Raw genomic sequence first — 20,913 nt, 5'->3', positions numbered from 1 at the left:
GATGAAGACTGAACTATTAAAAGATTGAGGAATAGCGCAATGCAACAACTGAATCCATCCGAGATCAGTGCGCTCATTAAACAGCGTATCAGCGATCTGGACACCAGCGCGACCGCTAAAAACGAAGGTACCATTGTTATGGTATCCGACGGTATCGTGCGCATTCACGGTCTTGCTGATGCAATGTACGGTGAAATGATCGAATTTGACGGCGGCTTATTTGGTATGGCACTGAACCTAGAACAGGATTCAGTGGGTGCCGTTGTCTTAGGTAACTACTTAAGCCTTCAAGAAGGTCAAAAAGCTCGTTGTACAGGTCGTGTACTTGAAGTTCCAGTTGGTCCGGAACTTCTTGGCCGTGTTGTCGACGCTTTGGGTAACCCAATTGATGGTAAAGGCCCAATTGATGCAAAATTAACTGATGCTGTTGAAAAAGTAGCACCAGGCGTAATTTGGCGTCAGTCTGTAGACGAACCTGTTCAAACTGGTTATAAATCAGTTGATACCATGATTCCTGTGGGTCGTGGTCAGCGTGAGTTGATTATTGGTGACCGTCAAACTGGTAAAACAGCGATGGCGATCGATGCGATTATCGCTCAGAAAAATTCTGGCATTAAATGTGTATACGTTGCGATTGGTCAAAAACAATCAACAATTGCAAACGTTGTACGTAAGCTAGAAGAAACTGGCGCTATGGCGTATACAACTGTTGTCGCTGCTGCGGCTGCTGATCCTGCTGCAATGCAGTACTTAGCTCCGTATTCTGGCTGTACAATGGGTGAATACTTCCGTGACCGCGGTGAAGACGCTCTTATTATTTATGATGATTTGTCTAAGCAAGCTGTTGCTTACCGTCAAATTTCATTACTTTTACGTCGTCCACCAGGTCGTGAAGCGTATCCGGGTGACGTATTCTATCTTCACTCACGTCTTCTTGAGCGTGCTTCTCGTGTATCTGCTGACTACGTTGAGAAATTCACTAATGGCGCAGTAACTGGTAAAACCGGTTCTTTAACTGCATTGCCAATTATTGAAACTCAAGCAGGTGACGTATCTGCATTCGTACCAACGAACGTAATTTCGATTACTGACGGTCAGATCTTCTTAGAAACATCATTATTCAACGCAGGTATTCGTCCTGCTGTGAACGCGGGTATCTCTGTATCTCGTGTTGGTGGTTCTGCTCAAACTAAGATCATCAAAAAATTGTCTGGTGGTATCCGTACTGCTTTAGCACAATACCGTGAATTGGCTGCGTTTGCTCAGTTCGCTTCTGACCTTGACGAAGCAACTCGTAAGCAACTTGAACATGGTCAACGTGTAACTGAGTTAATGAAGCAAAAGCAATACGCTCCTTACTCAATTGCTGACCAAGCTGTTTCTGTTTATGCATCTAACGAAGGCTATATGTCTGACGTAGAAGTTAAGAAAATCGTAGACTTTGATGCTGCGTTAATCTCTTACTTCCGCTCAGAATATGCTCCGTTGATGAAACAAATCGATGAAACTGGTGATTACAACAAAGACATCGAAGCAGCAATCAAAGCAGGTATTGAAAGCTTTAAAGCGACTCAAACTTACTAAGTTTAGTTTTAGTTAAGTTTGGTTCACGGATCAACCTTCGGAAGCTCGAAAGGGCTTTCGAATACTAGGTTAAGCGTATGGCAAATTTAAAAGAAATTCGCGCCAAAGTAGCTAGTATCAAGAGCACGCAAAAGATTACTCGCGCGATGCAAATGGTAGCTGCTTCTAAAATGCGTCGTGCGCAAGAGCGCATGGCTCAGGGCCGTCCGTATGCCGATAATATGCGCCGTGTAATTGCTCACTTAGTCCAAGCAAACCCTGAATACAAACACCGTTATATGGTTGACCGCCCAGTTAAGCGTGTTGGCTATATCGTAGTGTCTTCAGATCGTGGTTTGGCCGGTGGCTTGAACATTAACTTGTTCAAGAAAGTTGTGCAGCATGTCAAAGCACAACAACAGCAGTCAATTGAAGTTGAATTTGCTTTAATTGGTCAAAAAGCGGTTTCGTTTTTTAAGAATTACGGCGGTAAAGTGCTTGGTGCAACTACCCAACTTGGCGATGCGCCGAGTTTGGAACAGTTAACTGGCTCAGTCCAAGTTATGCTTGATGCATTTGATAAGGGCGAATTAGATCGTATCTACCTCGTATCAAATGGCTTCATTAATGCAATGACTCAGCAGCCTAAAGTAGAACAACTTGTTCCTTTAGCACCAGCAGAAGAAGGCGATGATCTCAACCGTACTTATGGTTGGGACTATATCTACGAACCAGAAGCAGAACAATTGTTAAATGGTTTGTTGGTTCGCTATATCGAGTCTATGGTTTATCAAGGTGTGATTGAAAACGTTGCATGTGAGCAGTCAGCTCGTATGGTCGCGATGAAAGCAGCGACAGACAACGCAGGACAACTGATTAAAGACCTACAACTCATTTACAACAAGCTGCGTCAAGCCGCGATTACTCAGGAAATTTCTGAGATCGTTGGCGGTGCCGCTGCCGTTTAACATTATTAAGTTTGAATTGAGGAGACAGCAATGAGTAGCGGTCGTATCATTCAGATCATCGGCGCGGTTATCGACGTCGAGTTTGAGCGCAATAGCGTTCCTAAGATCTATGACGCTCTCCAAGTTGACGGTACTGAAACTACATTAGAAGTTCAGCAACAGCTTGGCGATGGTGTTGTTCGTACCATCGCAATGGGTTCTACAGAAGGTCTTAAACGTGGCCTTAATGTAACTAGCACAAATGCACCGATTTCTGTTCCAGTAGGTCCAGCTACGCTTGGTCGTATCATGGACGTTTTGGGTCGCCCAATTGATGAAGCTGGTCCAGTTGCAACTGAAGAACGTTTGCCAATTCACCGTCAAGCGCCTTCTTATGCTGAACAAGCTGCTTCTACTGACCTTTTAGAAACTGGTATTAAAGTAATTGACTTACTTTGCCCGTTTGCAAAAGGTGGTAAAGTTGGTTTATTCGGTGGTGCTGGTGTTGGTAAAACCGTTAACATGATGGAGTTGATCAACAACATCGCGAAAGCTCACTCAGGTTTATCTGTGTTTGCTGGTGTTGGTGAGCGTACTCGTGAAGGTAACGACTTCTATCACGAAATGAAAGATTCTAACGTTCTTGACAAAGTAGCAATGGTCTACGGTCAGATGAATGAGCCACCAGGTAACCGTTTACGCGTAGCGTTAACTGGTTTGACTATGGCTGAATACTTCCGTGATCAAAAAGACGAAAATGGTAAAGGTCGTGACGTATTATTATTCGTCGACAACATCTACCGTTATACTCTTGCAGGTACTGAAGTATCAGCATTGTTAGGTCGTATGCCATCTGCGGTAGGTTACCAGCCTACACTTGCAGAAGAAATGGGTGTTCTTCAAGAGCGTATTACGTCTACTAAATCTGGTTCGATCACATCGATCCAAGCAGTATACGTACCTGCCGATGACTTAACAGATCCATCGCCTGCAACTACATTTGCTCACTTAGATGCAACAGTAGTATTGAGCCGTGACATCGCATCTTCTGGTATCTATCCAGCGATCGATCCACTTGACTCAACTTCACGTCAGTTAGACCCATTAGTTGTTGGTCAAGAGCATTATGAAATTGCGCGTTCTGTACAGAACATTTTGCAACGTTATAAAGAGCTTAAAGACATCATCGCAATCTTGGGTATGGATGAGTTAGCTGAAGAAGATAAATTGGTTGTTTACCGTGCGCGTAAAATCCAACGTTTCTTCTCTCAACCATTCCACGTAGCTGAAGTGTTTACTGGTGCTCCTGGTAAATTAGTATCGCTTAAAGAAACGATTCGTGGCTTTAAAGGTCTATTAGCTGGTGAATACGATCACATCCCAGAACAAGCGTTCTATATGGTTGGTGGTATTGACGAAGTGATTGCTAAAGCTGAGAAACTCTAATTTAAGGAGATCATCTCATGGCGACTATGCAATGTGATGTCGTAAGTGTTAAAGAGTCTATTTACTCTGGCGCAGTAACGATGTTAATCGCGAAAGGCGCAGGTGGTGAACTTGGTATTTTGCCAGGACACGCACCACTTGTGACTTTGCTTCAACCGGGCCCGATTCGTGTTCAGTTGGAAAATGGTACAGAAGAAATCGTCTATGTATCTGGCGGTGTTTTAGAAGTTCAACCTCATGTTGTAACGGTTCTTGCAGATACTGCAATCCGTGCTGACAACTTGGATGAAGCTGCAATTTTAGAAGCACGTAAAAATGCTGAACAATTGCTTGCGAACCAAAAGAGTGATTTGGACTCAGCTGCTGCATTGGCATCTCTATCAGAGATTTCAGGTCAGCTTGAAACTATCCGTAAGATGAAGAACCGCGCATTATAATTTGTGTAGTGTTCATCAAGAAAAGCCACCGTAAGGTGGCTTTTTTATTATTTGGATATAACTTAAGAATCAGTTTTTGGATCAGGTTTTTCATCTCCAGCCATAATCATAGCTGCGAGTTTAACCATATCCATTTGAATGGTATTCAGCTGTTTTTCAATCTGGTCAAAATTGATTTGATCTAATTTCCCATTTAGTAAAGGCATGCTTAGAGCTTTTTGATTGGCATGTAATAAACTTTGGCGAATATTCTCAATTTCCTGACTTTTGATATCTAAGGTGAGAAGAGCTTGATTTAAACCTTGTAATTGCTGTTTTAAAGTTGAAACAGTTGTTTTTAATTCATTTTGATTTTTATCTTGAATAGCTTGTTCAACGTCAAGTTGAGTGTCTTTCAGTTGTTCAACATAATCTCCAGCTTTAAGCTGTAAATTAGCAGCATCTCGAACCATATAAAAAATATTGCCGCTTTTAAATTCGGTTTGACTCGGAGCAATATCTGACTCTTGTCGTTCAATAGTTTGATCAGATGCCTGTTCGGTTATTTCAGTATTTTCTTGTTCAGTAGCATGGTCTTGTGCCTGATCACACCCGAGTAAAAGCATGCCTGAGGCAAAAATTACAAAAGGAAGAAATGCACCTTGTAAAATTTTTTTCATAACTACAAACAACATCAAATAAAGCAAATAGGTACTATAGGCATAAAATATGGAGAAAGATTGTATTTTTGCAAACAAACAACATTTTGACCAGATAATAAAAAAGAGCGTAGAAAACGCTCTTTTTCACGTTTTTTAAACGTTATTTTGCTAACTCTGCTTCAACTGCTTTAACGATTTGTTCATCATCCGCAGTTAGGTTTGGAGCAAAACGAGCCACTACTTCGCCATTTTTATTAATTAAGAATTTTTCGAAGTTCCATAAAACTTCTGGAGCTGGATTAGTTGGAATACCTAAGCCTTCTAGACGCTCACGGAAAGGTCCTTCACCAGTACGTTCTGGTTGAGCTGCTGTCAAAGTTTCATAGAGTGGGTGCTTATCTTCACCGACAACAGACACTTTAGAGAATAAAGGGAAGTGAACATCATAATTTAATGAACAGAATTGTTGAATTTCTTCATCTGAACCTGGTTCTTGCTCTTTAAAGTTGTTTGCTGGAAAACCTAAAATTTCAAGACCTTGATCTTTTTTTGCTTGATAAAGCTTTTCTAAGCCTTCGTATTGTGGAGTTAAACCACATTTAGAAGCAGTATTTACAATAAGTAAAACCTTGCCCTTATATTGTTCAAGGTCAACCGTTTCGCCTGAAATAGCTTTTACTGGAATGTGATATACAGATTGTGTCATGAGTATTTCCTAAAGATTGTAGTTGATATCAAGTAACGCATTTGTTTTAACTGCTATTGAGGGGTAGTGCAATAATATTCGTGTTCAAAAAAGAAAAAGATTTTAAAAGATAAACTGAATTCTAGTTATTTCTAATTTGAATAGGTGTTTGCCCAGTATAACGTTTAAAAAACTCAATAAAACTTGAGCTATGTTGATAACCTAAATCATATGCTAAACGCTTAATGGGTGTCCCTTGTCGTATTTGATGAATTGCATAAACAATTTTGGCTCGATTTCTCCATTCAGATAAAGAGAGTTGTAGCTCTTGTTGACTCAAACGTAATAGGTGACGGTCACTTACCGAGAAATTTTGGAGTAACTGTTGTAAAGAGTGATCAAAAAGTAATGGGTCGGAAAGCTTTTCTAAAATAGGCAATAAAACTGGATGTCGCGTTTGAGGCAAATAATGCGAATAGGCTGGGGCTTGTTGTAATTGGTCGAATAAGACTTGTAAAAGATGTTCTAAATATTCAGGTTTTTTATTCTGCTTCTGTTGTTCCAGAATTTGGAGGACCAAGGTTCGAAAAAAGGGCTGGATACTAAAACACTGACAGACATCTCCTAAAATAGAGCATAGACGGGGATGTAGACGAATACAGATATAGTGAATTTCGTGATCAATATCAGTCGATTGATGAACCGTTTGAGGTGGAATCCAAAGTCCATAACTAGGTGGGGACAGATATAGCTGTTCTTCCACCTGCATTTCTAAAATGCCATTTAAGCTGAAATTAAAATCTCCCCAGAGAGAGGCATGAGGACGAACAATATCTTCTTTTTGATATAGAAATTCATGAACTTCTATACTGTTCAATAAAGAAAATTGTTGGTCCTCATTGTTCATCTTTGTACTCAGACTAATATTTTAATTTTCACAGGTCGCTTTAGGGTTGTTTAAGCCTTTTGCTAAGGTAAAAGTACTTACGAGTGCTAAAGCAACAAAACTTAATACGCCATAAATTAAGGTATTTTCATTGAAATGATCAACCACATAACCGCCTAATAATGAACCTGTGGCAATCATGACCTGAAACATACCTACAAAAAGAGGCATACCTTTTTCAACTGCATGTGGCGCATGTACAAACATCCAGATATTGGCTGAGGTAGGAAAAGCACCAAATGCGAAGCCCCATAAAGCAGTTAAGACAATAGCACCAAATTCATGAATGGCAAAAAGTGGGAATCCAAAAAATACAATTGCAAAGCAAGCACTAACAAAGGCAAGCGTATAACGGACATTCAAATTACCACTATATCCAGCAAATGCATTTCCGAAAATACCTGCAATTCCATAGAGCAATAATAATGAACTAATCGTTGTACCATTAAAGCCTGCAATATTCTTAAAGAAAGGTGCTAAATAGCTATATGCACAAAAATGAGCAAGACCGATAAGCAAGACAATCAGCATGCCGCTACGTGCTTTAGGCGTGCGTAATAATGCTGGTAAGTCCCTCATATGGATTGGTGAGTCTGGAACAAGTTTAGGTAAAAAGATTAATTGTAAGATTAAAACAATTAAGCCAATTCCTGCTGTAATTCCAAAAGCACTGCGCCAGCCATAAAATTCACTTAACCATGTTCCCATAGGAACACCCAAAACTGTCGCAAAAGTTACGCCTGCCATTACAACAGCAGTTGCTTTAGCAATAGGGAGATGGGCGGGAGCTAATTTTCCACTTAAAGCGATTGCCGTGGCCCAGAATCCGCCAATTGAGATTCCTAAAATTAAGCGACTAAGTAATAGAATATGAAAGTTTTCAGCAAAAGCAGTAATGGTATTGGCAATAACCATAATTGCTGTCAGTAAAATGAGAACATAGCGTCGATCAAGTTGTTTCACTGAAACTGGTAATAAGGGGGCAGCAATCGCGGCCATAATGCCGGGTACAGTAATAATAAGACCGGCTGTACCTACAGAAATATTTAAATCTGTTGCAACACTATTTAAAACACCAACAGGTAAAAATTCACTTGTTACTAATGCAAATGCTGCAATGGCAACGGCCAAAATAGCAAACCAGCTTCCCTGTGGGGAGGTCGTGGGTCGCGCTTTAGAGATAGAAGATTGGTCCATAGGAAATCCTTACTTGGCTAAATTTGGAGTGAACAAAGGCAATTTATTAATTAACTAACGATCATTATGAAAATAAAATAGTTGATAAAAAATCGAACGTCAATTAATTTAATAACGATTGTTATAAAAATAGATGTGATCTTTATGACAAATACGCATGAAACGAATTTGATCGCTGCTGAAGACACGCTGAAAAAAAAACGTGGGCGGCCTAAATGCTTTGATGAACAGCAGGTTTTGCAAAAAGCAATGTTGCTTTTTTGGGAGCATGGCTATGAAGCAACGTCGATCAGTGATTTAACACAGGCTTTGGAAATTACAGCACCAAGTTTATACAGTGCGTTTGGAGATAAGGCTGGGCTGTTTTATCAAAGTATTGATTACTACTTGGCTCATGAAGCATGCCCTATTGAAACCATCTTTTTAGAAGCAAAAACAGCAAAAATCGCTTTTGAACTTTATCTATACGATAACGTTAAAAGACTCGTCCAGCCAAATAAGCCTGCTGGTTGCATGCTCGTTGTTGCTGCTATGAATTGTTCTGACGCTACTCAGAATGTGCAGCAGAACCTTCTCGATAAACGAATAAAGACCAAAGAAAAATTATTCAAACGTCTTCAACAAGGTGTAGAGCAGGGTGATTTGTCTTCGAATGCACCGTTACAGGAAATGACAGACTTTTATGCAACTGTCATTCAAGGGTTAACGATTCAAGCAAGAGATGGGGCGAGTACCGAGCAATTACACAAAGTTGTGGAACATGCCATGAAGACTTGGACATTATTCTAAAAACGGATGATGTCCTAAGTTCAATATCAATGTCGGAAATACGATATTTCAATTTATTAAGACATTCTTCAAAATAAACTCTCTTTTACAGATGGCGTATTACTATGAGTCAGGTCATGAAATATCATAAATGGGCATTTATATTTCCCATTTTGGCAGTACTGATTTGGTCTTTAAATATTGTAGTTACCCGCTATGTTTCTGATTATATCTCTCCAGTCAGTATCAGTTTTTACCGGTGGTTGATCGCCTTTATTATTTTAACCCCATTTATGTTGTTACCAGTTTGGAAACAGCGACACTTATTAAAACAGTATTTGCCTAAATTAGCAGTATTAAGTGCATTTGGAATGGTTCTTTATCAAGGACTTGCTTATACAGCTGCACATTATACCAGTGCAACTAATATGGGAATTGTGAATGCGTTTATTCCCATCTTTACTATTTTTGTTTCTCTTGCCATTTTAAAAGATGTGCCTAATCGCTTTGCAGTTTTTGGCAGTATTTTGTCTTTTGCAGGTTTGCTCTATGTCATGTCCCAAGGAGATATTGGCCACTTATTAAGTTCTGGTGGACATCTTGGTGATGCATTAATGATTATTGCTGTGTTCTTTTATGCATTTTATGGGGTTTTTCTTAAAAAATGGCAGTTGCCACTTCCAATCATGACGAGCTTATATGTCCAGATTGGTTTTTCTGTAATATTTCACCTTCCTTTGATTTTCTGGTTCGGACTGGATGCTTTAAATGCACAAAATGCTCCGAGTGCTATTTATGCAGGTGTTTTTGCTTCTCTCATTGCGCCTTTAGTTTGGATGTTGGCTGTTCAGCAATTAGGTCCTAATAGAACAAGTATCTTTATGAACTTAGTTCCCGTGTTTACAGCAATTATTGCGAGTGTCTGGTTATCTGAGCAGTGGACCATTTATCACACACTAGGTGGTGTAATAATTTTAATTGGTATCATCATGGCTCAAAAGAAGGTCAGTTCCAAAAAGAGTGAACTCATACAAGAGCAAAACTAAGACGACTAAAAAAACTATGGCATATTTTTAAAAAAACTAATGAAAATATGCCATTTTTTTATTAGTTAAAGCTTTTCTATATGATTTATAAATAGATTATAAAACTAGGTTGAAATATAAATATTAAAAAAGCCGAATAAAAATATTAATATAATTTTAATTTTTAAGCGAAAAATCGTAAATTTCCTACACTTTTCATGCTTTTTTTAGAGAAATTATATATTTCTCTCATTTAGTCTATTGCCACATAATAGCGACCACTACGAAAGACGCTCTTTTTTGCAAATTATCTTTCGTTGCAGAGATATCCAAACCCTCTGGATGCGGTATATACCCATCCTTTTTTATGCTCAGTTATCCCTATATAACTGAGCTTTTTTTTGTCTGAAATTAAGCGCGGATAATCTCGCCTGTGAGAGCATTGATAATTCTACTTGGCTGCTGACTTTGGCCTAAATCACCATTGAGATAGTTTAATTGTGAACCAAAGTATTGGCAGGCATCTTGTAGTGAATGAGCAGGTTCTTGCCCGCTCGGGTTGGCACTAGTCGAAACAATAAAACCATGAAAAGCATTGCATAATGCCACACACAAAGGATGTGTGGTGACTCGAACAGCGACAAGAGGATGTTCACCTTTAATCCATGAAGGAATATGTTCACCAGCAGGCAAGAGCCAAGTTGTGGCTCTTTCTGAAGGTTGGTGATTCGTCCAGCAATCAATAATTTCTTGTTGAGTCGCTTCAGGTAAAGAGGTTAACAGGTGCTCAACTTGGCTAATATGGCCGGCTAATAAAATGACCCCCTTCTCAATAGGTCTCTGTTTAAGTTCGAGGATTTTTTGAAAAGCTTGTTCGTTAAAAGGGTCGCAACCTAGCCCCCAAACTGCCTCAGTTGGATACGCCAAGACTTGACCTTGATGTAAACTTTCGGCTGCTTCGGTAACTGAGGTGGTAATCATGGTAATACTCTTCCTTTCAATCAGACAGAATTGCTATTGTGCGCTCCAGTACTAAGAGCGACAACGTAAATACAGCCCTGATTGTTGCATACATAAACCAAGTAGTTCTAGTTCCATGAGTGAAGAGGTGAGTTCTGCAACCGGTTGTGAATGGTGCACAATAAGCTGATCAATATCTTGACCCACCCAGTCTAAAGATTGATATAGTTTAACTAAATGTTCAGGAATTTCTGGCGCGCCAGTTTCAGCTGTCTCACTTTGATTTTGTTGTTGACTCTGCCATTGGGTTGGAAGAGCAAGGTCCTCAATAATCTGTTCAGGATGATCGACTAAGATTGCACCCTCACGAATGAGTTGATGACAGCCCTGATGAAACTCACTATAAATATGGCCAGGAATAGCAAACACCGTTTTACCTTGCTCAGCAGCTTTGTTGGCAGTAATCAGAGAGCCACTTTTTAAAGTAGCTTCTACCACTAACACGCCTAAACTCAAACCACTAACAATTCGGTTCCTACGTGGAAAATGCTGCTGTAATGGTAGCGTACCGGGTAAAAACTCAGTAATGATGGCGCCGTTTTGAGCCAAGATCTGTTCTGCAAGTTTTTTATTCTGAGCAGGGTAGGTGCTGTCTAGACCGGTTCCGGTTACAGCAATAGTTCGTTGATGTACTGAAGCTCCTTGATGAGCGGCTTCGTCAATGCCATATGCCAAGCCACTACTCACATAAAATCCTTTTTCACTTAAGTAATAGGCAAAATCATAAGCAACCTGACGACCATGTGGGCTTGGTTTTCGACTACCAACAATCGCAATTTGTGGTTGTAACAAAGCTTGAGCTTGGCCTTTTCCAAAAATGATGGGAGGATGATCTGTGTAAGGTAGCAATTGCGTAGGATAGCCAGAGTCATCTGGCGTTAAAATAAAGTCAGTATATTGCTGGATCTGCTCAATCAGTTTTTCAAAATGAGCCTGACCTTGAGCAGTTTGAAATTCATCTACGCGTTTTAAATGATTGGTATGTAAACCGAGATTAGACCATTGGACTAACCCAGCAGGTTGGACAGCCGTTTCACAGCTATCGAAGTAGTCGACAATTTTTTTAAAGCTAACTAAAGAGTGCTGAACCAAATACCACACTTTAAGGGTGTGGTAATGGTGTGAAGAAAGTTGAGTAAGCATTGTAAAGTGTATATCCAGCGTTAATCATCAAGACGAGGTGGCTGAATGTTTGAACCTACTTTAATAGGTAAGTCACTTTCTAATACATAGGCATAGCTGAGCTGATCAAAAGTTCTAAATACCATAAGGCTACCAATTTGTTGACCAGGTAACTGTATTGGTTCTTTGGTTTTAGGATCTCGAATGGTTTCACCTTGTTGGGTAATATCAAAGACTTGACCCACCTGAACGCCTTGAGCCGTACCGCGGTCTAAAGTCACTACACTATTTTTGGCTGCTCTACCAATTGAACCCATCACACGAATGATCTTGCCACCATCCGTCACTTGTTTAGCATCCACTGGGTAAAATAGAGTAGGCAAAGTCGCGTCTTCTTCTGGCATGACCCGATCACCACGACGCACTTCGGAATTGTAGCTATCAGTTAGCTCAAGTGTTGTTATGTCTTTCTCAGAAGAAATCGCAATACCTGACGCAACCTGTTGTAGTTCAATACCTAGGCTGTGTTTTTTGCCTTTACTGTCTGTGAAATAGTAAGGTTCACCTTCACGGTAGACAGCATAACGTTGACCATCAATTAAACCTTGTCCGCGTGCATAAATCGTTTGGCCCTTTGCAGCAAGTACACGTTGATCGGCAGTGCCAACAATATAAGGCGTATGTTCAATAGCATCCGCTGGCAAAATTGTGCTGTGTTCTAACCACTGTTTGATATGTTCAAGTGGAATAACAGGCACATTATCGTTGAGCGACTCCACACGAACTTGAGGTTGTAAGTTTGCTGTTTGGCCTGTGTAGCGACGAATAATGCCGACACAACCATCTCCCTCATCTTTACCTATCAATGGGCGACCAGCTAAACTGCATAACAATAAGCGGTCACCCGGATAAATCCAGTGTGGATTTTTGACGTGCTGATTACTTGCCCAGATTTCTGGCCAGCGCCAAGGTTTACTTAGGAAATGACCAGAAATATCCCACAGCGTATCTCCTCGTTTTACAACGTAGACATGTGGTGCATTACTTTTTAGAGAGGGTGGATTATGGTTCGGACTAGCAGCATGAACCTCTGCTACTGTAACCATTGCAACCCCTGTAAAAAGTGCGAAAGCAAGCAAATGCTTTTTTATCCCCAAAGCATGAAATTCACCCATGCCGTTAAAAACCTTTTTCATTATGATAATTCCTAAAAATTATGTGTGCAGATGCGTTATAATAGGCGGCTTACACACAATTTTTCGATGAAGTATTTCCTTCATTTGGTTTTTCAATCAATGGCATAAGTGAGGACGTCAGTATGGCCTTATTACCTATTTTAAGTTTTCCTGATCCCCGTCTTCGTACCATTGCTAAGCCTGTTGAAGAAGTTACTGATGAAATTCGTCAACTTGCAGCAGATATGCTTGAAACCATGTATGCCGCACCAGGTATTGGTTTAGCAGCTTCACAGGTAGATCGTCATATTCAGTTAATCGTTATAGATTTATCTGAAGCTAAAGATGAACCCTTGGTTTTTATTAACCCCAAAATCACTCCGCTGACAGAAGATAAGCAGCAGTACGAAGAAGGCTGCCTATCGGTGCCACAAATATACGACAAAGTTGAGCGCCCGTCACGTGTGAAAATTGAGGCAATTAACCTTGAAGGTCAAGCATTTGAGATAGAAGCTGATGGACTTCTCGCTGTTTGTATCCAACATGAAATGGATCACTTAAATGGCAAATTATTTGTGGATTATTTGTCGCCACTTAAACGTCAGCGTGCGCGTGAAAAAGTCGAAAAAGTTGTTCGTCAACGTGAGCGTGAAAAAGTTGCAGTAAAACGTTAAAAATTTCTATTCTTCAAATATTAATATAGTGTGGATGTGATTTTTGGTTTTTCGTAGTGGTTTACTGCTTGCATGTGCAGCAGTATTTTTACAGGTCGCGGTATTTCTACAGCCGCTATTACCGAAGCAATATCAAATTGCTCCGGTCTGTGAAACTATTACCCGTGCTTTGCTGAAACCCAAAGCACAGACGGAAGCCATGTCACATACCATGCATTCACATCATGAACATCATATTGAGCAGGCTCAAGTACCTGAACACCATAACCATCATGATGCAAATCACCAATGTCAATATTGTACCGTCTATGCCAATCTGGTTTTACCGCCTGAATTCGGCGTAAAAGAAGTTTTAGTTCGCATACAAGTTCGCTTAGTCGCCTATCAACAAGCATTCAAACATGTTTATTTTGCGCTACAGCGACTTTTCCTACTCCCGCAAGGGCGTGCACCACCTCTATTTGCATAAATAAAAGCAAATTTTTGTTGGGGTCTTGATTGACTTCAATATCACTTTATTTATGTTTTAGAGCGTATAAAAAATGTCACATTCTAAATTCTTATTACAACCTTTATGGGTTGCGATGCTTGCTGTTTCTCATTCGGGTCTAGTTTTTGCTGATTCCCAAAAAAATGATGTCGATACCAAAACACTTCATTCATTGGCACCTATCGTTGTTACAGCACAGCAAGGCAATGATGCAAACGGTCTTATTGTTCATGCAGATCCAAAGCAACCGATTCAGCCAGTACCTGCTACAGATGGTGCAGATTACCTGCAAAGTATTATGGGTTTTAACTCAATACAAAGCGGTGGAACAAATGGCGATGTAACATTCCGAGGTATGTTTGGCTCACGCATAAAAATTCTAACTGACGGAACTGAAAATTTAGGCGCATGCCCAAACCGTATGGATGCCCCAACTTCTTATATTTCTCCAGAAAGTTATGATCGTATTTCTGTGATTAAAGGTCCGCAAACAGTTCAATATGCCAATACGGGTTCAGCAGCGACTGTCCTTTTTGAACGTCAGCCTGAAAAGCTCACTACAGAGAAACCTTATCGTGGGCAAGCCAGTGTTTTGTTAGGTTCATATGGGCGTATTGACCATAATGTTGAAGCGGCAATTGGTGATGAGAAAAAATATATCCGTTTAAATGCTAATCGTTCAGAGTCCAATAGTTATCAAGATGGTGACGGCAATACCGTACCTTCAGCATGGGAAAAATGGAATGCTGATGTGGCGATTGGTTTCACTCCAGATGAAAACACTTGGGTTGAACTCACTGGTGGAAAATCTGATGGCGAATCGCTTTATGCTGGACGTTCAATGGACGGTTCACAATTTGCGCGTGAAAGCTTAGGTCTACGTTTTGAAAAGAAAAACATCACTAATGTCATCAAGAAAATAGAAGGGCAGGTGAACTACAGCTATAACGACCATATTATGGATAACTTTAGCTTGCGTACACCGCCATTAGTTGAAATGAACCATGGTGGTATGACGATGCTGATGCCGAACCCAATGGCAATGCAAGTGACACGCCGTACACTAAACTCGCGCTTAGCCATGACATCTGAATGGAATCAATGGAGTCTGATCACAGGTGTAGATTCTCAATTTAATAAACATGGCGGCAGCATGTCATCACCAACGATGCCTTCTATGAATATTCCATATCGTCAAGATATGCGTTTTCAATCATATGGTGCTTTTGGTGAACTCGGTTATCAATGGAACGATCTCAACAAACTGGTTACAGGTGTGCGTTTAGATCGAGTAACAGTTGAAGATGAGCGCGCAGATTCTCAAGCAAAAGGCTTTAATACTAAACTTGAAAAGACTTTACCAAGTGCATTTGTCCGCTGGGAAAATCAATATCCTGAGCATGACCTAAAAAGCTATATCGGTTTAGGTTATGTAGAACGTATGCCTGATTATTGGGAACTTTTTTCGCCTAAACATGGTAATGCTGGCTCAACCAATACCTTTAACGGTGTAAATCCTGAGAAAACACTACAGTTGGATCTGGGCTTTCAGCAACAACATGGCGCTTTAAATACATGGGCTTCTGCCTATGCAGGTTTAGTAGATGACTACATTTTAATGAGTTACCACCACCACCCAAGCACGGATATGGGTGGACATGATATGAGTCATGATATTACCGCGGGCGCTAAAAATGTCGATGCAACCATTGCAGGGGCGGAAGTGGGTATTGGATATCAATTTACCGACCATATTCAGGCAGATTTAAGTGCTATGTATGCATGGGGTAAAAACACCACAGATGACAAACCTTTACCTCAAATTTCACCTTTAGAAGGTCGACTAAATATTCGATATGTAGCTGATAAATATAATTTAGGTCTGTTGTGGCGAGCTGTTGCTGAGCAAAACCGCGTGAGTCTACATCAAGGTAACATCGTGGGATATGACCTAAAACCAAGTAAAGGTTTTTCAACATTATCTTTGAACGGAAGCTACAACCTTCGTAAAGATATTGATGTATCTGCTGGTATCGACAACGTATTAGATAAAACCTACACCGAACACTTAAACAAAGCGGGTAGTGCAGGCTTTGGATTTGCGAGTGAAGAGCAGTTCAATAATATCGGAAGAAACTACTGGGTTCGTATGAGCATGAAGTTTTAATAAGCTATAGCGAATAAAATGAACTGAAAATATTAATTGAATGAGAGAAATGAAATGACAAATAAATTATCGCCTGAACAGTCTTGGTGGGGATGGAAGTTACTTATTGTGGCTTCTATCTTGAGCTTATTATTTATGATTATTTTTTACTTGGCGATCAACAATGAGCCTGACTACATGCCAAGTCAAAAAAAGAAGCAGATGGTGGAGTCACACGAGCAAATGAATCATGCTGAAATGCATAGTTCATCGCCTCAATAAGTTCCTAACATTTAAGAATGGAAGTCTGATATCCAGACTTCCATTCTTTATTTTTAGGCTTGGAAAATTATTGATGCATACTCGCCAAGGTTTTTGCTTTACCTTGAGTCTGATAAAGACTTAGACCAAGTTTTTGTATATTACGCCCTGATTTGGATAAGAAGTTTTCAATTTTTGGTGAAAGCTTTGCACCACTATAAAGTAATGAATTACGCAAAATCAGATAATAAGCAAACCATGAAGCAGACTGCTGAGGCAATCCGAGTAGTTTCATTCTTTTCTTACCAATAAAAAATTGTGTAAGTTCTAAATGTTGTCGGTAAGCAAGCTTCTGCTGCAAAGAGCGTAAATGCAGATATTTTCTCTCAAAAGGCTCTTTAGATAAGCTTGATCCTAACTCAACACTGCTGTGATCGGAGCGCGGGTGGGCAAACTGCATCCAGTAAAGTAACCGCCAGCCTTGGGTTTCAGATTGAATAAGCCATTTTTCATCAATACCCATTAACCAGCCAACATAACGCCAAAAATGTAAAAAATTCTTAGTTTCCTGTTTTGTCGGCCATACACCTAAAGCTCTAATACCGAGTAAAACTACACTGCTAAAAGCCAAATTAGTCATTGCTAAATCAAATTGATTAAGAGGAATTCCCCAAACTTCGCTATCCCAACGATCAGACTTTTTTAATTGTCGGCGAACAAGTGCATGAATAAAGCGAACATAAATGGTTGAGGTGAAACCTGAACTCAAACGGCTAAGACCATGGGGTTCAGTAATATCAACCCACCATTTTGTAGTCTCTGCTAAACGTATTCCTGCTTGTTTCTTCAATGCGCCAGTTAAAATTAAAGGTTGATTAAATCCTGGATATAAATATCCCGCCATCAAAGATAAATCTCTAAGAATAAAACCATTATTTATTCCTAAACGATGAGTAAATTTAATAGCCTCATCAATTTGGTGTTGGTCTAGCCATTCAGGCTTTTGTTCAATGTAATTAAAGAAATTTTCTAACTCGGTGGGCATCGGCTCAGATAAGTCATCGCGGCCTTGAAATAATATCTTCTCAAAAATCATGCGGTGATCTTTTGGATTTTGCATAACCCAATCAATTACTTTATCCATTTCAACGTCCCCTTCATAAAGAGCACGTTGTAAAGACACATATTCTGCATAGTTTGGTTGTGCTGGTTTTTCGCAACAGACATTTAAAAACTGAGTAAAGAAATTACTGTCTTGCATGTCATTAAAAGAGGCAAGTCGAGTCGGGCTACTTGTTTGCATATTGTCACTTACTTATTGAACTGAATAATAAATAGGCTAATATGAATAATTATTCGCATTCAATTCACATTTAAAGAATAAAAAAACCAATGAGAAAAGCCCCACAGCAACAGCGTTCAAAAATTATTGTTGACCATATTTTAGAGGCGACACAGCACTGTATTGCCCAATATGGATTGCTCCATACCACGACTCCTAAAATTGCAGAGAGATCTGGAGTAAGTGTGGGTTCAATTTACCAATACTTTGAGAATAAAGATCAAATCATAGAAGAACTGTTGCGCCGTAAAAGCGAACTATTGGGGCAACAACTCAAAGAATTAGTTATGCAGCAAGGAAATATTCCTTTGGATATCCTTATCCCCTTAGCAATAGAACTAGGATTTGCTGCATTAAAAGCCGATCATGGATTTTTTATAGAGGTACTGAAGCATTGGCATGACTATAGTCATTCGCAAGCTGCTCAGATTTTAGAAAAACATTTTTTTGAAGTTGGACTATATACATTTAGTAGAAATCCCCATCAATGGGACTTCGAACAGGTGAAGCATAAATCCTTTGTAATTATCAATAGTACGCTTTTTACAATGATGAGATATGTTAGTCAGAACAATTTTCTTATCTCAGAACAACAACTTAAACAAGAATTATCGAGCATGATCCTGGCTTATTTAAGTCAAAAATAAATAATTAAAATAATTATTGATATAAAACAATTGGTTAATATGGTTGTTGTTTTAAAAATGAACGCTCAGGTCATAAGTTTTTAATTTTCGCTTGCCAAGGGAATTTAATAGTCTATAATGCACATCCATCGGCGGTGATGCAGATAGAAACTTGTTGAAAAACAGTTACTTGGAATTGAGTTGATTGCTTTAAGTGATGAATTTGATAAGAAGTTGGTTTTGAGAATAAGTTTTAAAAATATCGAAATTACCTGTTGACTTTTAAGAGATTAAGAGTAATATAGCCGACCTAGCTTGCTGGTGACGAACCAGTAAGAAGATCATTAAGAGATTATGAAGAACAACTTGTGTGGATTTTTACTGATTGATTGATCGAAATATGTTCATTGATTGATTGTTTTAAATTACTCGAAGTTTATTTGAGCGAAATTTAAGTCAGAAAATTGATGAGCCAGAATTGGCACCTTGTCTTTAATAAGGTGCAAAATGATTTTTAACTGAAGAGTTTGATCATGGCTCAGATTGAACGCTGGCGGCAGGCTTAACACATGCAAGTCGAGCGGAGTGATGGTGCTTGCACTATCACTTAGCGGCGGACGGGTGAGTAATGCTTAGGAATCTGCCTATTAGTGGGGGACAACATTTCGAAAGGAATGCTAATACCGCATACGTCCTACGGGAGAAAGCAGGGGATCTTCGGACCTTGCGCTAATAGATGAGCCTAAGTCGGATTAGCTAGTTGGTGGGGTAAAGGCCTACCAAGGCGACGATCTGTAGCGGGTCTGAGAGGATGATCCGCCACACTGGGACTGAGACACGGCCCAGACTCCTACGGGAGGCAGCAGTGGGGAATATTGGACAATGGGCGCAAGCCTGATCCAGCCATGCCGCGTGTGTGAAGAAGGCCTTATGGTTGTAAAGCACTTTAAGCGAGGAGGAGGCTACTGAAGTTAATACCTTCAGATAGTGGACGTTACTCGCAGAATAAGCACCGGCTAACTCTGTGCCAGCAGCCGCGGTAATACAGAGGGTGCAAGCGTTAATCGGATTTACTGGGCGTAAAGCGCGCGTAGGCGGCTAATTAAGTCAAATGTGAAATCCCCGAGCTTAACTTGGGAATTGCATTCGATACTGGTTAGCTAGAGTGTGGGAGAGGATGGTAGAATTCCAGGTGTAGCGGTGAAATGCGTAGAGATCTGGAGGAATACCGATGGCGAAGGCAGCCATCTGGCCTAACACTGACGCTGAGGTGCGAAAGCATGGGGAGCAAACAGGATTAGATACCCTGGTAGTCCATGCCGTAAACGATGTCTACTAGCCGTTGGGGCCTTTGAGGCTTTAGTGGCGCAGCTAACGCGATAAGTAGACCGCCTGGGGAGTACGGTCGCAAGACTAAAACTCAAATGAATTGACGGGGGCCCGCACAAGCGGTGGAGCATGTGGTTTAATTCGATGCAACGCGAAGAACCTTACCTGGCCTTGACATAGTAAGAACTTTCCAGAGATGGATTGGTGCCTTCGGGAACTTACATACAGGTGCTGCATGGCTGTCGTCAGCTCGTGTCGTGAGATGTTGGGTTAAGTCCCGCAACGAGCGCAACCCTTTTCCTTATTTGCCAGCGAGTAATGTCGGGAACTTTAAGGATACTGCCAGTGACAAACTGGAGGAAGGCGGGGACGACGTCAAGTCATCATGGCCCTTACGGCCAGGGCTACACACGTGCTACAATGGTCGGTACAAAGGGTTGCTACCTAGCGATAGGATGCTAATCTCAAAAAGCCGATCGTAGTCCGGATTGGAGTCTGCAACTCGACTCCATGAAGTCGGAATCGCTAGTAATCGCGGATCAGAATGCCGCGGTGAATACGTTCCCGGGCCTTGTACACACCGCCCGTCACACCATGGGAGTTTGTTGCACCAGAAGTAGGTAGTCTAACCGCAAGGAGGACGCTTACCACGGTGTGGCCGATGACTGGGGTGAAGTCGTAACAAGGTAGCCGTAGGGGAACCTGCGGCTGGATCACCTCCTTAACGAAAGATTGACGATTGGTAAGAATCCACAACAAGTTGTTCTTCATAGATGTATCTGAGGGTCTGTAGCTCAGTTGGTTAGAGCACACGCTTGATAAGCGTGGGGTCACAAGTTCAAGTCTTGTCAGACCCACCATGACTTTGACTGGTTGAAGTTATAGAAAAGAAGATACATAACTGATGATGTAAGCTGGGGACTTAGCTTAGTTGGTAGAGCGCCTGCTTTGCACGCAGGAGGTCAGGAGTTCGACTCTCCTAGTCTCCACCAGAACTTAAGAGAAGTTCGGATTACAGAAATTAGTAAATAAAGATTTAAATCTTGGTTTATTAACTTCTGTGATTTAAGTAT

The 20,913-nt window shown here is 40.5% G+C and carries 18 protein-coding genes, 2 tRNA genes, 1 rRNA gene and 1 pseudogene; 14 read left to right on the top strand and 8 right to left on the bottom strand.

Annotation, left to right across the window (positions count from 1 at the left end; all coding sequences use genetic code 11):
- The first annotated feature begins 39 nt into the window (after positions 1-39).
- From atpA to F936_RS16480, 4 genes are all read left to right on the top strand, one after another.
- Complete coding sequence (gene atpA, locus F936_RS16495; protein WP_004640548.1) at positions 40-1,584, top strand: F0F1 ATP synthase subunit alpha; 1,545 nt, start codon at positions 40-42, stop codon at positions 1,582-1,584.
- Positions 1,585-1,661: 77 nt separating this feature from the next.
- On the top strand, positions 1,662-2,531 hold the full coding sequence (atpG, locus tag F936_RS16490; protein WP_003655530.1) for a F0F1 ATP synthase subunit gamma: 870 nt from the start codon (positions 1,662-1,664) through the stop codon (positions 2,529-2,531).
- Positions 2,532-2,561: 30 nt separating this feature from the next.
- Positions 2,562-3,956: a F0F1 ATP synthase subunit beta gene (gene atpD / locus F936_RS16485; RefSeq protein ID WP_003655528.1), complete on the top strand. Its 1,395-nt coding sequence runs from the start codon at positions 2,562-2,564 to the stop codon at positions 3,954-3,956.
- A 17-nt stretch (positions 3,957-3,973) separates the two neighbouring features.
- Positions 3,974-4,393 (top strand): F0F1 ATP synthase subunit epsilon, encoded by a 420-nt coding sequence (locus tag F936_RS16480; protein WP_003655525.1) that lies wholly within the window; start codon positions 3,974-3,976, stop codon positions 4,391-4,393.
- 62 nt (positions 4,394-4,455) lie between these two features.
- Here the strand turns inward: F936_RS16480 and F936_RS16475 are convergent, their stop codons facing one another.
- The 4 genes from F936_RS16475 to F936_RS16460 form a co-directional block, all read right to left on the bottom strand.
- Positions 4,456-5,052 (bottom strand): hypothetical protein, encoded by a 597-nt coding sequence (locus F936_RS16475; RefSeq protein ID WP_026055602.1) that lies wholly within the window; start codon positions 5,050-5,052, stop codon positions 4,456-4,458.
- Between the two features lie 142 nt (positions 5,053-5,194).
- Positions 5,195-5,740: a glutathione peroxidase gene (locus F936_RS16470; RefSeq protein WP_004640554.1), complete on the bottom strand. Its 546-nt coding sequence runs from the start codon at positions 5,738-5,740 to the stop codon at positions 5,195-5,197.
- A gap of 121 nt (positions 5,741-5,861) precedes the next feature.
- Positions 5,862-6,626 (bottom strand): AraC family transcriptional regulator, encoded by a 765-nt coding sequence (locus tag F936_RS16465; RefSeq protein ID WP_005049035.1) that lies wholly within the window; start codon positions 6,624-6,626, stop codon positions 5,862-5,864.
- A 21-nt stretch (positions 6,627-6,647) separates the two neighbouring features.
- Positions 6,648-7,862 carry an MFS transporter gene (locus F936_RS16460; RefSeq protein ID WP_005049032.1) on the bottom strand — a complete coding sequence of 405 codons (1,215 nt, stop codon included), beginning with the start codon at positions 7,860-7,862 and terminating at the stop codon, positions 6,648-6,650.
- 135 nt (positions 7,863-7,997) lie between these two features.
- On the opposite strand from F936_RS16460, the gene F936_RS16455 reads away from it, so the two are divergent.
- Together F936_RS16455 and F936_RS16450 are read left to right on the top strand one after the other, a co-directional pair.
- Positions 7,998-8,651, top strand: coding sequence for a TetR/AcrR family transcriptional regulator (locus F936_RS16455; RefSeq protein WP_080595492.1), 654 nt, complete (start codon positions 7,998-8,000; stop codon positions 8,649-8,651).
- Positions 8,652-8,755: 104 nt separating this feature from the next.
- Positions 8,756-9,676: a DMT family transporter gene (locus F936_RS16450; protein WP_003655508.1), complete on the top strand. Its 921-nt coding sequence runs from the start codon at positions 8,756-8,758 to the stop codon at positions 9,674-9,676.
- Positions 9,677-10,066: 390 nt separating this feature from the next.
- Here F936_RS16450 and F936_RS16445 read toward each other — a convergent pair whose 3' ends face one another.
- Genes F936_RS16445 through F936_RS16435 form a run of 3 tightly spaced genes read right to left on the bottom strand, consistent with a single transcriptional unit; the run spans position 10,067 to position 12,993 of the window.
- On the bottom strand, positions 10,067-10,636 hold the full coding sequence (locus F936_RS16445; protein WP_003655507.1) for an L-threonylcarbamoyladenylate synthase type 1 TsaC: 570 nt from the start codon (positions 10,634-10,636) through the stop codon (positions 10,067-10,069).
- A 51-nt stretch (positions 10,637-10,687) separates the two neighbouring features.
- Positions 10,688-11,818, bottom strand: a complete 1,131-nt coding sequence (gene dprA / locus F936_RS16440; RefSeq protein WP_005049029.1) for a DNA-processing protein DprA — start codon at positions 11,816-11,818, stop codon at positions 10,688-10,690.
- Positions 11,819-11,838: 20 nt separating this feature from the next.
- The gene (locus F936_RS16435; protein ID WP_005049027.1) at positions 11,839-12,993 is read right to left on the bottom strand and encodes a LysM peptidoglycan-binding domain-containing protein; all 1,155 of its coding nucleotides are present in this window, start codon (positions 12,991-12,993) and stop codon (positions 11,839-11,841) included.
- 122 nt (positions 12,994-13,115) lie between these two features.
- Between F936_RS16435 and def the strand changes: the two genes are divergently transcribed.
- The 4 genes from def to F936_RS16415 all read left to right on the top strand — a co-directional run bounded on the left by def (position 13,116) and on the right by F936_RS16415 (position 16,564).
- Positions 13,116-13,646, top strand: a complete 531-nt coding sequence (def, locus tag F936_RS16430) for a peptide deformylase (protein WP_004795267.1) — start codon at positions 13,116-13,118, stop codon at positions 13,644-13,646.
- Positions 13,647-13,689: 43 nt separating this feature from the next.
- Positions 13,690-14,115 carry a DUF2946 family protein gene (locus tag F936_RS16425; protein WP_005049024.1) on the top strand — a complete coding sequence of 142 codons (426 nt, stop codon included), beginning with the start codon at positions 13,690-13,692 and terminating at the stop codon, positions 14,113-14,115.
- A 73-nt stretch (positions 14,116-14,188) separates the two neighbouring features.
- Complete coding sequence (locus F936_RS16420; RefSeq protein ID WP_003655502.1) at positions 14,189-16,303, top strand: TonB-dependent copper receptor; 2,115 nt, start codon at positions 14,189-14,191, stop codon at positions 16,301-16,303.
- 54 nt (positions 16,304-16,357) lie between these two features.
- Positions 16,358-16,564 (top strand): hypothetical protein, encoded by a 207-nt coding sequence (locus F936_RS16415; RefSeq protein ID WP_003655499.1) that lies wholly within the window; start codon positions 16,358-16,360, stop codon positions 16,562-16,564.
- 67 nt (positions 16,565-16,631) lie between these two features.
- On the opposite strand, the gene F936_RS16410 is transcribed toward F936_RS16415, so the two are convergent.
- Positions 16,632-17,846: an oxygenase MpaB family protein gene (locus tag F936_RS16410; RefSeq protein ID WP_003655498.1), complete on the bottom strand. Its 1,215-nt coding sequence runs from the start codon at positions 17,844-17,846 to the stop codon at positions 16,632-16,634.
- 89 nt (positions 17,847-17,935) lie between these two features.
- Between F936_RS16410 and F936_RS16405 the strand changes: the two are divergent.
- From F936_RS16405 to F936_RS16390, 4 genes and pseudogenes are all read left to right on the top strand, one after another.
- Positions 17,936-18,506, top strand: a pseudogene (locus F936_RS16405) (TetR/AcrR family transcriptional regulator).
- Between the two features lie 520 nt (positions 18,507-19,026).
- Positions 19,027-20,564: ribosomal RNA gene (locus tag F936_RS16400) — 16S ribosomal RNA — on the top strand.
- A gap of 59 nt (positions 20,565-20,623) precedes the next feature.
- Positions 20,624-20,700 (top strand) — tRNA-Ile (locus tag F936_RS16395).
- A gap of 56 nt (positions 20,701-20,756) precedes the next feature.
- Positions 20,757-20,832: transfer RNA gene (locus F936_RS16390), tRNA-Ala, on the top strand.
- The last annotated feature ends 81 nt before the right edge of the window (positions 20,833-20,913 follow it).

It is taken from the genome of Acinetobacter calcoaceticus DSM 30006 = CIP 81.8 (assembly GCF_000368965.1).
In the GTDB taxonomy this organism is placed as follows: domain Bacteria; phylum Pseudomonadota; class Gammaproteobacteria; order Pseudomonadales; family Moraxellaceae; genus Acinetobacter; species Acinetobacter calcoaceticus.
The sequence above is the reverse complement of the archived record's forward strand: the minus strand, read 5'-3'. Positions and strand labels throughout refer to the sequence as shown.

Excerpts from the sequence above, each read along its gene's own strand:
- atpA (WP_004640548.1), top strand. The coding sequence starts at position 40 with ATGCAACAACTGAATCCATCCGAGATCAGTGCGCTCATTAAACAGCGT.
- atpG (WP_003655530.1), top strand. The coding sequence starts at position 1,662 with ATGGCAAATTTAAAAGAAATTCGCGCCAAAGTAGCTAGTATCAAGAGC.
- atpD (WP_003655528.1), top strand. The coding sequence starts at position 2,562 with ATGAGTAGCGGTCGTATCATTCAGATCATCGGCGCGGTTATCGACGTC.
- F936_RS16480 (WP_003655525.1), top strand. The coding sequence starts at position 3,974 with ATGGCGACTATGCAATGTGATGTCGTAAGTGTTAAAGAGTCTATTTAC.
- F936_RS16475 (WP_026055602.1), bottom strand. The coding sequence starts at position 5,052 with ATGAAAAAAATTTTACAAGGTGCATTTCTTCCTTTTGTAATTTTTGCC.
- F936_RS16470 (WP_004640554.1), bottom strand. The coding sequence starts at position 5,740 with ATGACACAATCTGTATATCACATTCCAGTAAAAGCTATTTCAGGCGAA.
- F936_RS16465 (WP_005049035.1), bottom strand. The coding sequence starts at position 6,626 with ATGAACAATGAGGACCAACAATTTTCTTTATTGAACAGTATAGAAGTT.
- F936_RS16460 (WP_005049032.1), bottom strand. The coding sequence starts at position 7,862 with ATGGACCAATCTTCTATCTCTAAAGCGCGACCCACGACCTCCCCACAG.
- F936_RS16450 (WP_003655508.1), top strand. The coding sequence starts at position 8,756 with ATGAGTCAGGTCATGAAATATCATAAATGGGCATTTATATTTCCCATT.
- F936_RS16445 (WP_003655507.1), bottom strand. The coding sequence starts at position 10,636 with ATGATTACCACCTCAGTTACCGAAGCAGCCGAAAGTTTACATCAAGGT.
- dprA (WP_005049029.1), bottom strand. The coding sequence starts at position 11,818 with ATGCTTACTCAACTTTCTTCACACCATTACCACACCCTTAAAGTGTGG.
- F936_RS16435 (WP_005049027.1), bottom strand. The coding sequence starts at position 12,993 with ATGAAAAAGGTTTTTAACGGCATGGGTGAATTTCATGCTTTGGGGATA.
- def (WP_004795267.1), top strand. The coding sequence starts at position 13,116 with ATGGCCTTATTACCTATTTTAAGTTTTCCTGATCCCCGTCTTCGTACC.
- F936_RS16420 (WP_003655502.1), top strand. The coding sequence starts at position 14,189 with ATGTCACATTCTAAATTCTTATTACAACCTTTATGGGTTGCGATGCTT.
- F936_RS16415 (WP_003655499.1), top strand. The coding sequence starts at position 16,358 with ATGACAAATAAATTATCGCCTGAACAGTCTTGGTGGGGATGGAAGTTA.
- F936_RS16410 (WP_003655498.1), bottom strand. The coding sequence starts at position 17,846 with ATGCAAACAAGTAGCCCGACTCGACTTGCCTCTTTTAATGACATGCAA.